The sequence below is a fragment of the Bacteriovorax sp. HI3 genome (genome assembly GCF_059738875.1).
Genome location: NZ_AP026946.1, coordinates 3772748 through 3786873, shown reverse-complemented (window position 1 = coordinate 3786873; position 14126 = coordinate 3772748). Strand labels below are relative to the sequence as shown.

General features: G+C 40.0%; 15 protein-coding genes. 11 read left to right on the top strand and 4 right to left on the bottom strand.

From position 1 onward, the window contains the following. Positions 1-17: 17 nt before the first annotated feature. The 3 genes from AC6JA8_RS18860 to AC6JA8_RS18850 are packed head-to-tail and all read left to right on the top strand — an operon-like array spanning position 18 to position 2693. A complete protein-coding gene (locus AC6JA8_RS18860) occupies positions 18-800 on the top strand; it encodes a hypothetical protein (protein ID WP_497975149.1) in 783 nt (260 codons plus the stop codon). Beyond that, positions 797-1831, top strand: coding sequence for an aminoglycoside phosphotransferase family protein (locus AC6JA8_RS18855; protein ID WP_497975148.1), 1035 nt, complete (start codon positions 797-799; stop codon positions 1829-1831). Before AC6JA8_RS18860 ends, AC6JA8_RS18855 begins: the two co-directional genes overlap by 4 nt. Further along, positions 1776-2693 (top strand): nucleotidyltransferase family protein, encoded by a 918-nt coding sequence (locus AC6JA8_RS18850; RefSeq protein WP_497975147.1) that lies wholly within the window; start codon positions 1776-1778, stop codon positions 2691-2693. The genes AC6JA8_RS18855 and AC6JA8_RS18850 overlap by 56 nt, the downstream gene beginning before the upstream one ends. Here AC6JA8_RS18850 and AC6JA8_RS18845 read toward each other — a convergent pair. Continuing rightward, a complete protein-coding gene (locus AC6JA8_RS18845; protein ID WP_497975146.1) occupies positions 2690-2893 on the bottom strand; it encodes a 4Fe-4S binding protein in 204 nt (67 codons plus the stop codon). The genes AC6JA8_RS18850 and AC6JA8_RS18845 overlap by 4 nt on opposite strands. 64 nt (positions 2894-2957) lie before the next feature. On the opposite strand from AC6JA8_RS18845, the gene AC6JA8_RS18840 reads away from it, so the two are divergent. Continuing rightward, entirely contained in the window at positions 2958-3689 is a 732-nt protein-coding gene (locus tag AC6JA8_RS18840) for a hypothetical protein (RefSeq protein WP_497975145.1), read from the top strand. 39 nt (positions 3690-3728) lie between these two features. Continuing rightward, on the top strand, positions 3729-4226 hold the full coding sequence (locus tag AC6JA8_RS18835) for a hypothetical protein (RefSeq protein ID WP_102245351.1): 498 nt from the start codon (positions 3729-3731) through the stop codon (positions 4224-4226). Positions 4227-4254: 28 nt separating this feature from the next. On the opposite strand, the gene AC6JA8_RS18830 is transcribed toward AC6JA8_RS18835, so the two are convergent. After that, the gene (locus AC6JA8_RS18830) at positions 4255-5091 is read right to left on the bottom strand and encodes a TIM barrel protein (protein WP_102245350.1); all 837 of its coding nucleotides are present in this window, start codon (positions 5089-5091) and stop codon (positions 4255-4257) included. A 311-nt stretch (positions 5092-5402) separates the two neighbouring features. On the opposite strand from AC6JA8_RS18830, the gene AC6JA8_RS18825 reads away from it, so the two are divergent. Genes AC6JA8_RS18825 through AC6JA8_RS18805 form a run of 5 tightly spaced genes read left to right on the top strand, consistent with a single transcriptional unit; the run spans position 5403 to position 10789 of the window. Further along, positions 5403-6134: a hypothetical protein gene (locus tag AC6JA8_RS18825; protein ID WP_497975144.1), complete on the top strand. Its 732-nt coding sequence runs from the start codon at positions 5403-5405 to the stop codon at positions 6132-6134. A gap of 3 nt (positions 6135-6137) precedes the next feature. After that, a complete protein-coding gene (locus AC6JA8_RS18820) occupies positions 6138-8018 on the top strand; it encodes an ATP-binding protein (RefSeq protein WP_497975143.1) in 1881 nt (626 codons plus the stop codon). A gap of 37 nt (positions 8019-8055) precedes the next feature. Next, positions 8056-9552: a sigma-54-dependent transcriptional regulator gene (locus tag AC6JA8_RS18815; protein WP_102245347.1), complete on the top strand. Its 1497-nt coding sequence runs from the start codon at positions 8056-8058 to the stop codon at positions 9550-9552. A 9-nt stretch (positions 9553-9561) separates the two neighbouring features. Continuing rightward, positions 9562-10065 carry a signal peptidase II gene (lspA, locus tag AC6JA8_RS18810; protein ID WP_102245346.1) on the top strand — a complete coding sequence of 168 codons (504 nt, stop codon included), beginning with the start codon at positions 9562-9564 and terminating at the stop codon, positions 10063-10065. Positions 10066-10102: 37 nt separating this feature from the next. Continuing rightward, positions 10103-10789: a prolipoprotein diacylglyceryl transferase gene (locus AC6JA8_RS18805; protein WP_497975142.1), complete on the top strand. Its 687-nt coding sequence runs from the start codon at positions 10103-10105 to the stop codon at positions 10787-10789. Here AC6JA8_RS18805 and AC6JA8_RS18800 read toward each other — a convergent pair. Further along, complete coding sequence (locus AC6JA8_RS18800; protein WP_497975141.1) at positions 10770-12353, bottom strand: methyl-accepting chemotaxis protein; 1584 nt, start codon at positions 12351-12353, stop codon at positions 10770-10772. The genes AC6JA8_RS18805 and AC6JA8_RS18800 overlap by 20 nt on opposite strands. A gap of 271 nt (positions 12354-12624) precedes the next feature. Between AC6JA8_RS18800 and AC6JA8_RS18795 the strand changes: the two genes are divergently transcribed. Beyond that, entirely contained in the window at positions 12625-13629 is a 1005-nt protein-coding gene (locus AC6JA8_RS18795; protein ID WP_497975140.1) for a hypothetical protein, read from the top strand. A 19-nt stretch (positions 13630-13648) separates the two neighbouring features. Here the strand turns inward: AC6JA8_RS18795 and AC6JA8_RS18790 are convergent, their stop codons facing one another. Further along, positions 13649-14074 carry a 4Fe-4S dicluster domain-containing protein gene (locus tag AC6JA8_RS18790; protein ID WP_102245342.1) on the bottom strand — a complete coding sequence of 142 codons (426 nt, stop codon included), beginning with the start codon at positions 14072-14074 and terminating at the stop codon, positions 13649-13651. Positions 14075-14126 lie beyond the last annotated feature (52 nt).

The following is a 14126-nucleotide window of genomic DNA, read 5'->3' as shown; positions in this document are numbered from 1 at the left end:
GGGCCTTTTTTATTTTTATGAAACGATCTTTTAATTTAATTCTCTGCCTTGCCCTGGGGCTTCTTTTATCTGCTTGCTCAAGCACTAAAAAAGCAACAATCGACTACACTGGAATGGGTGAGCTGAAAAATACTGACTATATCGACCACCTGGCCTCGGCCGGAGGTGATTACTTAAGCTACGACGAGGTTAAGACCATCAAGCTGCTTCCTGCAAGTCAGGAATACCTGGAAGATGTTTATGAACGTCTGGTTTCAAATAATCAGATGATTTTAAATCTTTCAGAAAAGCCGAAGTTTTATATCATCCAACATAAATCGCCATTCCTTTTTTCTCTCCCGCGCTCCCAGTTCTTTTTTTCATCAGCATTGATTGAACGCTATCTAAAGAGTGAAGAGCTTTTTGTCGCGGCCTTTGCTGCCGAGATCGTCAGAAGCCAGCGCTATATTTATGAAAAGCAGTTCCTTCTTCCACTGGGCTTTTACAGTACAGAAAAAATGATTCAATTGACCCGCCTTAAAAATGAAACCAAGGTTCAGGTTAATGAATGGGCGTATTTTATTTTAAAGCGCGCGGGCTACGATGCTTCGGCCTATCTGAACTGGATTCAAATCCAAAACAGAAACACACTGGATTTCGCCCTTTTTCTGGGAGACCCGATCGGGATCTCTAAAGAAGAACACTTATTTAAAAATTTTATGTCAAAACAAGGTGTACTCGGTGTTGAAAAGAGATTCAACGAAGCCAACTCATCTAAAGCATTTTATAAACTGTTAAACAATATTGTGAGTAGAAAATGAAGCCAGAGCAATCAGAAAGAATCCTCGTTGAAGAGCTGTTTAAAAAGACCATCCATAAAAACCTTCTTAGCGATGATCATGTTATTAACGTCGAGAAATTGACTGGAGATGCTTCAACTAGAAAATACTATCGTATCTGGACCTCAAAAGAGTCATATGTTGTTTGCTTGGATAACCCGACAGCAGAAGGCGCAGATGAGCCAACATTTCTAAAACTTCAGCGCGTACTTCACGCAGAAAAAGTTCGCGTTCCACTAATTCATGATAAAGAGCTCTCGACAGGTTATATCCTGGAAGAAGATTTAGGGGATGTGACTTTTCTAAAAGACATTGCTCATGTTGAAGGCGTGAGAGCAGAGTATGATTATTATATTAAGGCCATTGATCTTATGGCCTCAATCCATAAAATCGACACCAGAAAATACGCAGGAGAAAGCTTTACGAAGCTTGCTTTTGATACAGAAAAACTTTATCAGGAAATGGAATTTACTAAAAAGTACTTCCTGAAAATGTACCTGGGTCTAGATGTTGAAACAACAGAAGTTCAGGCCCTTTATAAAAAACTGCATGAAATGTGTGTCACTCTCTCAAATGAGCCACGCGTTCTCGTTCATCGCGATTACCATTCGAGAAACCTGATGATTAAAAATGGCGAACAAATCGTCATTGATTTCCAGGACGCGAGAATGGGGACTCCACTTTATGACCTGGTGTCTTTACTTGAAGACTGCTACTACCAGATTAACGAGACAAACAAAAAGCTTCTGATTGAGTATTACTATAATACTTATTTTAAGAACTTCGATCCGAATAAAAACTTCGAACAATTCAAATCAATGTATGACTTGATGGCCATTCAAAGAGTGTTTAAGGCCATTGGAAGTTTCGCTTATATTTATGCGGATAGAAAAGACCTTCGTTACATTAAATACATCGGGTACGCTTTTGAAAAAGTCAGAAGTATCATGTTGAATCATGAGCACTTTGCGAATGAGAGAAAAATTCTTTCGAGCTTATACTATGCAAATTGATCATGCTTTAATTCTATGTGCTGGAATGGGAACCCGCATGGGGGAGATTGGAAAGAAGATTCCAAAACCACTGTGGCCGGTATTTTTTAAAACCCTTTTAGAGCTGCAGGTGGATTACTGCCACTCTTTGGGAATTAAGAGACTCTTTCTTAATACTCATTTCCTCTCAGAGGAAATTGAAGCACATCTCAAATCAAATCCTAAATTTGCAGACGTGATTATGCTTCATGAAGATCCTCTTTTGGATTCTGGTGGCGCTATCCATAACATGGCCTCGAGAGGCGATGTCAATTACACAGGCAATTTACTTCTGGTAAATGCTGATCAATTTTTGTTCTTTGATCAAAAATACTTCACTGATGCCCTCTCGGCATTAGAGAACTCGCGCGCAGCTTTATTTGGTATCAAGGTTGATAAAAGTGCCAAGTACAACGAAACGGTGCTGGAAAATGACCTGTTAAAAGAAATCAGAAAAACTGACGGGACTTATGACTACGTGACATATTCTGGCCTTGGGATTTTAAAGCTGGATTCCCTTGATCATGTGGCAGGTATTTCAAAGTTTTTTGAAACTGTGGCCAACTATAAAAAAGAACGCGTGCACTTTGTAGTTCCTGAAAAGTTTGAATACTGGGATTTTGGGACAGCAGAAATCTATTTTGAAAGTATTCAGGTAATTTATCATTCACTTAAAGAAAATAAACATAGTCGTTTAATGGATTTTCTTCAGGAAAATAAGGCACTGGAAGGCAACGTCGATGCGTTTTTTAACGATGAACTTCGCTCGGTGAACCTGGAAGGAAACGGTGAGTTTTTTGCCAATGCTATTGTTGGAAAGGGACTCGTGCAGAAGTTAAACTAGAAGATTTTCTTTTTAGTTTCTTCATTGATGAGTTTGATGCAATCTACTGGGCACACCTCAACGCAGGCATTACACAGAGTGCATGACCATGTTTCTACGATATACTGAGTGCCGTTTTTTAAGATAGCATTTTCAGGACAAATTAAATTGCAATTGTCGCATGAAATACAAAGTGTGTTAATTTCAAGATATGGTATCATTGGTACTATAATAGCAAACCTCTTGCCAGGCTTCCGGCAAGGGATAAAATTTCCTCAATAAGCGATGAAAATTTTAAGAAGAAATTACGAACATAGAAACTTGATCTTGTTTTTGATCTTTTCCCTGATCTATCTCCAAGCGATTTACTCGCTTTCTAAAGGTGTTTCGCTTATTTCTTTGGATGGCGTAAAAAGCTTTTTAGGAAATCACTCTTTCATTCTGGTTTTAACTGCGATCACTCTCTATATGATTGTGACGGTCAAAAAACACTCAGATAAAATGCTGCTTTTTTGCCTTGGGGTTATTACTGCTAAAAACTTTATTATGCTGGCCGCGACCTTTAATAAGCTCATCCTGGGATTAAACTTCGTTTACCTCATCTTTGCTTTCTACTTTTTTGTAACGTGGGAGCTGGAAATTGCCAAGGCTTCTTACAATCCGAACTTCTCTGAAAACGACCTGGAAAAAGAGTCGCGCTTTCAACTTAAAGGAAGAATTGAAGGCACTAATGGTGAAGGTGGATTTGATGTTCACATTACTAATATTGATGAAAATAGCTGTTTTGCCCTGGTGACGAGAGCAGATGCCGAAACTCTCATTGATGGACTGGATCCTAAAGCGACTTATAAACTGGTTGCCGATTATGAAGGAATCAGCTTCACCCACCCGGCGACCCTCACATCAACCTATGACCGCGGAATTGGCCTTGATTTCATTAAAGAAAAGAAATCGGATATCCAACTGGATTGGTCGGACTTGTACAAAGTTTGCCTAGAAAGAGGCCTTTTTAGTTAGTCTCTTAATTTTCCCTGGGCCAGTGCCGAAAAGTCAGGCATGAGTAATGATGACACATTAATTTCCAAATTAATTTCTGAAACCTACACAGAGGCCCCAGATAAGGATCAGCCGAATGCCGTTGTGGATTTGAGAAATTATTTTGAAAGAAAACTTAACGAAGTTGATTTCAATTCTCTAAGTGATTATCTCATTCAACACGACCTGAGAATGAGCGAGCTTACGTTCCAATCAGGAAGTAAATGCTACCGTTTAGTTTACAACAAATCAGTTCTGGATTTCCCATCGAACTGGTCGATCTTTAAAGACATCAAATCAGAAGACGTCGTGTACGTCGATCAATCTCTTGACCAGGATTTCCTACTGGATATTTTCTCAGAGCTGACAGGGATTCAATCAAACCTGGCGCTGGTGAAAGAGGACAGTGGAGTGAAATTAATCTATCTTCCGGAAGAAGTTTCTAGGGATCATGTGAAGTGGTTCAGAGGATTTTTTGAAAAGAAGAATCTGGAAAAGTCACAAGAAGAAGCGGCCTAAATTTCTTCAGACCGCTATTGCAATTTAATTATAGACCTAGGTAGAAGTCTTTCATCATCTTCGCGTCTTTTTCAAGATTTGGCGAGTTACAGATGACGTATCCACGACAGTCAAAATCTTTAAGCGCACGAAGTAAATCGCGCCAGTTAAAGTCTGAGTCTTCAAGGTTAAGGTGCTTTAAGTCACCCTTAGAGTTCGAAGAAATCCCAGAGATATGAATGTGCATGTTCTGAAGAGCATTTGGATCCAGCTCTTCTTTTAACTTCTTAAGTACAGTACAGAATTCTTCGTACGTGTTGTACTCGTTTGTACGAGCAAATAGGTGAGAGAAGTCCATACATGGTGAACATGAAGAAACTGATTTTGTTAAATCAATTAACTCTTCAAGTGAACCGAATTGAGATGTCTTTCCTGTAAGCTCAGGACGAAGCTCAATCTGGATATCAAGACGGTTAAGTCTTTCTTCAATCACGTTAAGTGATTTTTGAACCAGGTCGAATACATCATAAGGAGAATCTTTCATGTAGAAAGCAGCGTGGAAAGTCATAGACTCGGCTCCACATAGATCAGAGATCTTTGCTGTTTGAATGATTCTTTCTACAGATGAATCGATTTTATCTTGTTCGCGAGCGTTCAAGTTAATGTAGTACGGGCCGTGTGATGTTAAAGGAATTCCTAGCTCGTAAGAAACCTTACGTAATCCAGAAGACACTTCTTCTTTCATACGAACACCATGAGCAAATTCAAGTTGCATACAGTCCAGGCCTAAAGCGTGAACTTGCTTAACTCCGTCGATTGGATTATTTTTCTTTGGCGTAGAGTTCGGTACACCAGCTGTACCAAAAAGAAGACGTTCAAATTTCATATAGAGCTCCCCCAAGTAATAAGACTCGAAATCACCACATTGTTACCACAAATCCGAAAAATACGAGAGACGCGTCGTGAAAACCCCTTTAATATCGGAGCCTTATAGAGCGCCTAAAAATCCCCACCCTTTCAAAAATGCACTTGCTTGCCTTATAGCTCTAGCCCGGATTTTTGTCTATAATTTATGAATAGCAGTGTAATAATGACATCAAGATAAACTTAATTTAGGGAGTTTTTATTTTTCGTTACAGGTATTTAATCATTATCTTATCTCTCTTTATTCTGAGCTTTGCACTCCTGGGGCTGTTATTGAGCCTGACTTACGGACTAGGTGGAGGAATCCTTCTGGCCGTTATCCTTATAGCTCTTTTTTCAAAGTGGGGAGAGAAGCTGATTTTGGTTTTCGCTAAGGCCCGTTATGTAACGGATGATGAGTCTCTTATCAATCAGGTTAAAAACTTCTGCTGCCATTTAAGTATCAATGAGGTCAAAGTCTACTGGTCTAATGCTTTCGTTAATAATGTTTATTACACAGACTCGTATTTCGGTAAACCGGCCTTGATTATCGGAAAAAATATTTACTCTCAGTTCTCACGAAATGAGCTTAACAGCTTGATCTATGCTTCTTTGTTAAAGATTAAATCCAAGGAAGCTAAAAACCGCACCTTGGTGTCGCTGATTTTCCTGGTGCTTTATTCACCTGTTTATCTGGCCCGCGCTTTCTTTAATTCTTCTCGCACCAGACGCAATTTTGAAATTTTCTTCTACCCGGCATTCAGTATTAAAACTTTGATGTATGAGAATGAAAAAGCGGTCATCGCTTTTGATCAGGAAGTAGGTAAGATGCAGGGGCTTAGAAAAGACTATATCGCAGCTCTTTTTAAAGTGAGTCACTTGCCGAGCTTTAATGAAAAAACGATTGGGGCCCTGGCCTTAGCTGAGCTTTCACATACTAAAAACTCTACGGAAGAGGTTCTTGGTAATCTTCTTTTTAAAACTGTAGATATCAAGGCCCGCATGAAGGCCTTAAGCGCGAATTAATTTATGAAAATGCAGTTTAAAAAACTTAATATCGATCTTTCGGATTATTATCCACTGCTTTTCACACTTATTTTCGTTACCATCCTCTTTCAATACCCACTGGCCTCTTTTGAATCGATCATCTACGACTTAAAAGTCCGCTGGGATTTCGGGACAAGGCCGACACCTGAAATTGTGATTGTCACTCTCGATGAGGAAAGTGATGACTATCTAGGCGACATCTATCCTTATTCATATGCCACACACTCGCGTTTTTTGGAAAAAGTCCTGAAGTCTGGTCCTAAAATCGTAGACTATTTTGTAAAAATGCCGGAGCCATCTGGCGAAAGTGATCCATACTTTGATGAGTTTAAAACGAAGTTAAAAGATTTTTCAACAAAAGGCGGCCAGGTCAATTTCGCAACAGAAATTGATGAGGTGAGAGGAGAAGAGCTTCCCCCTGGAGGGCTTCGCGAGTTTCATTATTCATTAGCTCAACTCAATATAGACAATAGTGTTTTTGCTAAAGATGATGTCGTTCGACGCGCGATCTTTAACGTCTCTGGTGAAGAGAGTCTTCACTTGTTGACGGCCAATCAATTTAGACAAATGAGAGGACAGCCGGCGCTTAACGTGTCTGACGTTCTTGGGGCTTATTATAACGATGAGGCCGATGCGAATTTTGTTCTCTTTAGGTATTCAGGTTCTCCGGTTTATAGCGAATTTAAATACAAAACAATTCCTTATCACCGTGTACTTGTAGGGAATTTCTCTCCAGAGATTTTTAAAGATAAGATCGTTTTAATCGGTCCCAACTACATTTCTCAAAGTGATAATTTTTACCTGACGCCATTTAACTTAGAAGAGTACAAAGCGCCCAAGCTTATTATTCACGCTTCAATTATCGATTCTTTTATCCAGAATAAAACGATCAAGATGATTCCCAGAACGGTTTCGAATATCCTGGCCTTTATTGTCGCGATTGTTCTATCAATTTTGATTTCAAGGCTAAAGCCAAAAGACGGTCTTATCATCACACTCTTGGTCTTGGCGTCTATTTTGATTATCTCTTATCTGCTTTTTGTGCTTATGGGATTGTGGCTTTATACGGCCCACCTGGTGGTGACGGTTTTCGTGGTTTACTACATCTGGATTCCGTTTAGAGCGATTGGTGAATACCAGCGCCGTTTTGCGATTCAAGAGGAAGCAAAACTATTAAAGCAGGTAGAAAAGCTAAAACAAAACTTCCTGTCTCTTATGAGTCACGACTTAAAAACTCCGGTTGCAAAAATCGCCGGTGTTGCTGACAACTTATACACGCAAAACTCGGGGAATCCGGATATTCGCGAAAAGTCTCAACTTATTATTGATTCAACTAAAGAACTTAACAAATTCATTTCATCAATTCTCGATCTGACAAAAATTGAATCGAGTAACTTCGGATTGAATAAAGTTTCAAAAGATATTAACTCAATCATTGAAACAGTTGTGAAGGATTTGAACTTCAGTGCCAACCAAAAACAGGTGTTGGTGAAAAAAGAGCTGGCCCCTCTTTATCCAATTCAAATGGATGTAAACCTGATTACCCGCGTGATCTCAAACCTTGTGGAAAACTCTATTAAATATTCCGGGACGGGAACGACTGTCGAAGTGAAGACCTGGGACGATGAGAAATGGGTTTATATTGAAATCAAAGATAATGGGGTGGGAATCCCGGCCGAAGAGCTTTCTAACATTTTTGAGAAGTTTTATCGGATAAAAAATGATGCAAACCATTCAATCAAAGGGACCGGTCTGGGCCTTTATTTGGTAAAATATTTCGTAGAGCTACACGGCGGAACGATCTCCGTTGACTCAATAGTGGGCAAAGAGACGAAATTCTTAGTTAAATTAGTAAATCAATAGTAAAATAGACCAAAGGATTTAACTCCAGGAGAAGACAATGCATCGAGTGTTAGTTGTTGATGATGATAAGGTTTTACAGGACTCAGTAAAAGAGGCCCTGCTTTACCATAGCTTTGCTGTTGATGTTGCCAACAACGGGAAAGAAGCACTACACGCAGTCTATAAAGAAAAATACGATCTGGTGGTCATGGACGTAAACATGCCAGAGATGGACGGTATTTCAGCATTAACTGAAATTAAAAAAGTCGATCCATCGGTAATCGTTATCATCCTGACAGCTTACTCAAACGTCGGTGACGCCGTAAAAGTTGTTAAGGAAGGGGCTTATAACTATCTTGAAAAGCCAATCTCGTCAGAGAACCTGGTTGCACTTATTAAGCGTGCTCTTAAGGCCCGCTCACTTGTTGAAACATCAATGTTCTCATCTCCAAGACTTTCTCTTGGCGGTGATGATCAATTCGTTGGTGAATCACATGTTATGCAAAAAGTTTTTAACGTTATCGACAAGCTGGCAAAAGTTAATACGCCAGTATTGATTCGTGGTGAATCTGGAACAGGTAAAGAGCTTGTTGCCCGTGCGATTCACTTTAACGGTCCAAGAAAAGACGCTAAGTTCGTAACGATCAACTTAGCCGCTGTTCCTGAGAACTTAATTGAATCAGAACTATTCGGTCACGAAAAAGGGGCCTTTACTGGAGCTTCAGAAAGAAAGCTTGGTAAATTCCAATTCGCTGACGGAGGAACGCTGTTTTTGGATGAAATTGGGGATATTAGCCCTACAATGCAGGTTAAACTTCTGCGCGTTCTGCAGGAAAAAACTTTTACTCCAATTGGATCTAACCGCGACATCAAAGTTGATGTTCGTGTCATTGCAGCTTCACACAAGCCATTTGAAAAAATGATTGCTGATGGGACATTCCGCGAAGACTTATTCTACCGCTTAAACGTTCTACCTGTTTATCTTCCTCCATTAAGAGAAAGAAAATCAGACATCCCATACCTGGTTGATTACTACATCAAGTACTTCAACAACGTTCACGGTCTGAATATCAAGGGAGCAAGTGAAGAGGCGAAAAACCTTTTAACAAACTTCTCATGGCCGGGAAACATTAGAGAGCTAAGAAACGTTATTGAGCACGCGTTCATTATCGAATCTTCTGATATGATCCAGGCCCCATCTCTTCCATCAAGCTTGAAAATGACGTCTCCAACGAAAGTGCCGGAGCCGGAAGATAACTCAGACATGATGATTGACGTTGAGGGCATCCAGGATTCAATCTTCGATATGAAGAGTGATGAAGTGGACCGTGAACCTGAGAGTTTCTCATTTAACAGTGTCCTCGTTTCAAAAGAAATGGTAATGGACTTCCAGGTTGCCAAAGATCTTTTTGAAAAAGAGTTCATTATCTGGGCCCTAAAACAAAATAAAGGGAAGATTAACCAAACGGCATTAAAGGCGAATATTCCTAAGAAGACGCTTTTAAGAAAAATTGAAAAATACGAAATTCACGCAAAAGATTACGTTAACGGATAAGTTGTTCTCATGAATATGATTTATAAAATGTGTATCCTGATCTCTACGATCATCATTGGAGATCAGGCCACAAAAGCTATCGTCCAACAAAAGTTTTACCTCGGTGAAACTGTTCCGGTTATTGAAGGACTTTTCCATTTCACTTACGTGAGAAACCCAGGTGCTGCTTTTGGGATGTTTGGTTATTCGCATGACTTCATTCGCATTCCGCTATTTTTTGGTGTGCCGGTTATTGCCTGCCTTTGGCTGATTTATTTAATTTGGACGACGAGAAATACGCATAAGATTCAGTGTCTTGCTTATAGCTTGATTTTTGCTGGTGCTGTTGGAAACCTGATTGACCGCTTTAGCATGAACTACGTTGTGGATTTCTTGGATTTCTTTTACAAAACTCATCACTTTCCGGCGTTTAATATCGCCGACAGTTCAATTACCATTGCCGCGTTTCTTCTAATTTATGAAACATTTTTTGCGGCCAAAAAGACAGACGACAGTGTTACCCGTACTGTTTGAATCCAGCTTTTTTACACTCTATGCTTACCCCTTGTTTATGGGGTTGGCATGGGGGATTGGCTTTTATCTCACTCGCTACTTACTGGAAAAGCACCAATTAGATTCGGCCCCTCTATTTAAACTCTTTGCCGGAGTTTTTATCACTTCATGGATTGGAGCAAAGGTTTTTTTCCTAGCAGTTTCTAGCGGAAACAAAGTTTACCAATACATTGCCAATGACAACTTCTGGTTAGGTGGAGGATTTGTCTTTTACGGCGGATTGATTTTCGGGCTGCTTTTTTATTTCATTTACTCACTTTGGTTAAAACAGTTTCCATTCGAACAAAGTAAATACCTTGTTCCGGGTTTGGTTTTTGGACATGCTGTTGGCCGCGTAGGTTGTTTTTTTACCGGCTGCTGCTATGGAACTCAATGCGATCTTCCCTGGGCCGTGCATATGCATGGTGAATGGATTCATCCCGTGCAGTTGTATGAAGCGTTTGGGCTTTTTGCCATCGGATACATGACATTGAAATGGGTCGAGCAGAAAAAAGACAACCTTTTTATCGTGACTCGCTACCTTCTCATTTATTCACTACTAAGATTTGTGGTGGAATTCTTTCGCGGAGATCTCATCCGCGGCGTCTACTGGTATCACCTTTCGACGTCGCAGATAATCTCGCTTGCTTTATTCTTTGCCTCGCTGGCAACAGTCTGTTACCAGACTACGAAGCGCGGCCATTAATGATATAAGTTAATTCAGCTGTTACTTCACCCAGGTCATTGGCCTCTTTTGTCAGAGACTCGGCGTGCTCCACGTTGCTTTTTGCAGATTGGGCATTTTGCTGAGTCAGAAGATCCAGGTCTGTTACCGCTTTGGTGATTTCTTCAACGGCGATGTTCTGTTCTTTGAAGGCCACGAATGTTTCACCAACCATCGAGTTAATGGTTTCAGAATCAGTAACAATCAAATCGAAAGTTTTAGAGCAGTCTTCAGCGATTCCAAACCCGTGGTTAAGGTTTTTAACTGAAGCATCCATTAGAGGGGCGATGTTCGCTTTCGTTTTAGTCACGATTTCTTGAACTCTATTTGTCGATTTAGAAAGAATTTGTGAAATTTCTTCAGAAGCTTTCCCCGACATAGTTGCCAGATTACCAACTTCTTCCGCAACAACAGCGAATCCTTTTCCATTTTCTCCTGCTCTTGCCGCCTCAACAGAAGCGTTAAAAGAAAGAAGTTTTGTCTGGAAAACGATGTCATTGATAATCTTTGTTTTATCAGAGATCTCGTGGATCAGGTTAACGATATTGGCGATATCGTTATTACTATTTTCTACCTGTTGATTGATGTTTTTGTTGTTTTCATTGATGGTATTTAAACTATCCATCATTTCCTGTAGGGATTTTTTCCCGACATTAACGTTGCTCTTACTTGCCTGAGCAATCGTTTGCAGAGTGGCCATGTTGTCCGAGCTCTTTTTAATCATGCTGGAAATCTCTTCAAGACTTGCTGAAGTCTGCTGAAGAGCGGCCGCAGAGGTATCTGTTCTGCTTGAAACTTCTAAGCTTGAAGCATTGATACTTGTCGAAGAGTCTCTGAAGGCCTGCGCCCCGTGATTGATTTTGCTTGAAACAGTAATAAGAGTTTTCGTTAAGTAACCTGAAAAAAGCGTAACCAGGATAACGGCAACAGCTAGAACTGAAGCCAGGACTGTCCACACCTTAATAGTGACTGCGCGAACTTCAGCGACTACGTCATCAACGTAAACACCTGTCCCAACAACCCATCCCCAAGGCTCAAACCCTTTTACGTAAGAAATTTTTGGAACAGGGATCGTTTCACCTGGTCTTTCCCAATAGTATTTTAAGTATCCGGCCTTATCCTTTTTTACAATTTCAGTCATATCAACGAACAGTAGTTTCCCATTAGCATCTTTTTTCCCGCTCAAGTCCTGATTGATGAGTTTTTCATTAATCGGGTGCATGATCATTGTTGGCTTCATGTCGTTGATCCAGAAATACTCTTTCTCATTATAGCGAAGAGCTTTTATGGCCTTGAGAGCTTCTTCTTTGGCCACGGCTTCTGTGATCTTGTTGTCTTTAAAGTCCTGATAAAATTTTGAAATAGTCCCAATGGCCAGCTCTACAGCATAGCGAGTGGTTTCTCTTTTTCCTTCATAAATTTTATCTTCGAATGTTGGAAGAATAAAAAATTGCACAAGAATGCAAACAGGAAGAAGTAGAAAAGCAATTAATGAAAAGATACGGAAACGAATACTTTTTGATCTCATCCAATTAAAAAGAAACATCTTGTACTCCGTAGTGGGGTTAGAAAAAATCGTTTTATAAAATCTGATCAAAGTCATATCGGGGCAAAGTTTGAAATCCTAAATTTAAGTTTATCTAAAGAAAGTAATTGATGTTGGCGGTTGTCAGTCTACAATAACTTTAAAGATGAATGGAAATCCCATAAGTTAGGATTTAGTTAGGTGGAGAAAAAGTGCCAATGTTATAATAATTCATCAAATTCAAGTACAATGATTGTAGTACCATTCCGGAAGGAATCGAGGGAGTCCTGTTATGACTAAGTACATTTCACTTTGGTTGATTGTTTTAGTAACTGCATTCTCAGCATCTGCTGCGGATGTTGAAAAAGAGACCCTCGATTATTTAACCAAAAAAACTATTGATGATTTCCATCACGGAATTGAAAACTATAACACCAGTAAAGATGTGGGTGTGCCTGCGATTAAAAAAGTAAAGGCCCAGGTTTATCAGTTTAAGGCAAAGGAAAATACCATCCACTTTTCAATCGTCAATTACCTCAATGATCAAATCTATATTAACAATCGCCTGGTTATCAAAAGCACTTTCGGACTTCCAAAAACCACTTCTTGGTTTGATCGTTTCATTACACCAGCTCATGCAGAAGAAGGTGATCTGGACGCTGAGAGTACAAAAATTATTCTTACGGCACTAGGAAGTCTATCCCGCAATTTAGAAGAAGTAGGGATGATTTGTTTTGCCGGTTGCCAGAAAGAGATAAGAGAAAAGAACTTAAAGAAAATCATCACTACACTTGATCGCGAAAATAATGAGTGCGCTGAAGCCGCTGAAGCACAAGAAGATACGATTAATAAATTTTCCAGCTATAAAATGGTTTCAATGCTTCACTCGACATTTAGTCCCGAGTTCCAGTCGGTGAAAAACCTTTTCCAAAAAGTAGCAGAGGCCAATAGAAAATCAGTCTCGGCCTTTATGGAGAATAAACTGGCGATCGAAAAGAACTACCAGTCTTGCGTAGGGATTATGACAGCGGGAACTGTCGCTGATGGATCTTACGATAGTATGAGCCGTGGGATTGCGGTTTTAAAGGCCGGAGGAGTGGCGAGCATGGCGATGGAGAGCGCTATTGAGCAGGCCAAGAGTATTTGTGTAAAAATGGATTCATTAAAGAGTTGTCTGCTGACAGTGAAAAAGAACCTGGCCTCAATCAATAACATCAAACGTGCAGAAAAAAGAAGAACAGGACAAGAGTATTCGCCACAGGAAAACCTGCCGGCTATCGACTCGATTGCTCGCTAAGGCTAAGGGCTAAATAAAATTAACCGATAATCTTTTTCTTAATTTCTTCTAAGTTGCTTTCTTCGATGTAAAGCTCAGACTTAAGTGTCTCATTCGACCAAGCTGTGAAAGCGTCGTCGTGCTCGTACATCATGATTGTTTCCCAAGGACAGTCTTGAGAACAGTTTTGGCATCCAATACAGCGGGCAAGGTCAATCTCTACCGTTTGATTGAATTGAGGGTTGTTCGGGTTTGGTCCCGGAACTAGCTCGATTGAGTCTACAGGGCATCCCTGAATACAGACTTCACACCCAGTACAGCCAGATTGGTGAACGATAGCTAGGAGTTTAGGTGGTTTTTTACCTTTTCTCTTAGGCTTAAGACGGGCCGTGTGGAATGGATTTTCTACGATAGTCGCTTCATCGGCTTCATTCGTAGTATTATTTGCTGTATTTTCGGTGCTCATAGCAAACCCAAATCATGTAACTTGTGTTAATAAATATCCCCATATTATAACC

Bases quoted from the DNA above. Each gene is read 5' to 3' on its own strand.
- AC6JA8_RS18860 (WP_497975149.1), top strand. From the start codon at position 18: ATGAAACGATCTTTTAATTTAATTCTCTGCCTTGCCCTGGGGCTTCTT.
- AC6JA8_RS18855 (WP_497975148.1), top strand. From the start codon at position 797: ATGAAGCCAGAGCAATCAGAAAGAATCCTCGTTGAAGAGCTGTTTAAA.
- AC6JA8_RS18850 (WP_497975147.1), top strand. From the start codon at position 1,776: ATGAGCACTTTGCGAATGAGAGAAAAATTCTTTCGAGCTTATACTATG.
- AC6JA8_RS18845 (WP_497975146.1), bottom strand. From the start codon at position 2,893: ATGATACCATATCTTGAAATTAACACACTTTGTATTTCATGCGACAAT.
- AC6JA8_RS18840 (WP_497975145.1), top strand. From the start codon at position 2,958: ATGAAAATTTTAAGAAGAAATTACGAACATAGAAACTTGATCTTGTTT.
- AC6JA8_RS18835 (WP_102245351.1), top strand. From the start codon at position 3,729: ATGAGTAATGATGACACATTAATTTCCAAATTAATTTCTGAAACCTAC.
- AC6JA8_RS18830 (WP_102245350.1), bottom strand. From the start codon at position 5,091: ATGAAATTTGAACGTCTTCTTTTTGGTACAGCTGGTGTACCGAACTCT.
- AC6JA8_RS18820 (WP_497975143.1), top strand. From the start codon at position 6,138: ATGAAAATGCAGTTTAAAAAACTTAATATCGATCTTTCGGATTATTAT.
- AC6JA8_RS18815 (WP_102245347.1), top strand. From the start codon at position 8,056: ATGCATCGAGTGTTAGTTGTTGATGATGATAAGGTTTTACAGGACTCA.
- lspA (WP_102245346.1), top strand. From the start codon at position 9,562: ATGAATATGATTTATAAAATGTGTATCCTGATCTCTACGATCATCATT.
- AC6JA8_RS18805 (WP_497975142.1), top strand. From the start codon at position 10,103: ATGGGGTTGGCATGGGGGATTGGCTTTTATCTCACTCGCTACTTACTG.
- AC6JA8_RS18800 (WP_497975141.1), bottom strand. From the start codon at position 12,353: ATGTTTCTTTTTAATTGGATGAGATCAAAAAGTATTCGTTTCCGTATC.
- AC6JA8_RS18795 (WP_497975140.1), top strand. From the start codon at position 12,625: ATGACTAAGTACATTTCACTTTGGTTGATTGTTTTAGTAACTGCATTC.
- AC6JA8_RS18790 (WP_102245342.1), bottom strand. From the start codon at position 14,074: ATGAGCACCGAAAATACAGCAAATAATACTACGAATGAAGCCGATGAA.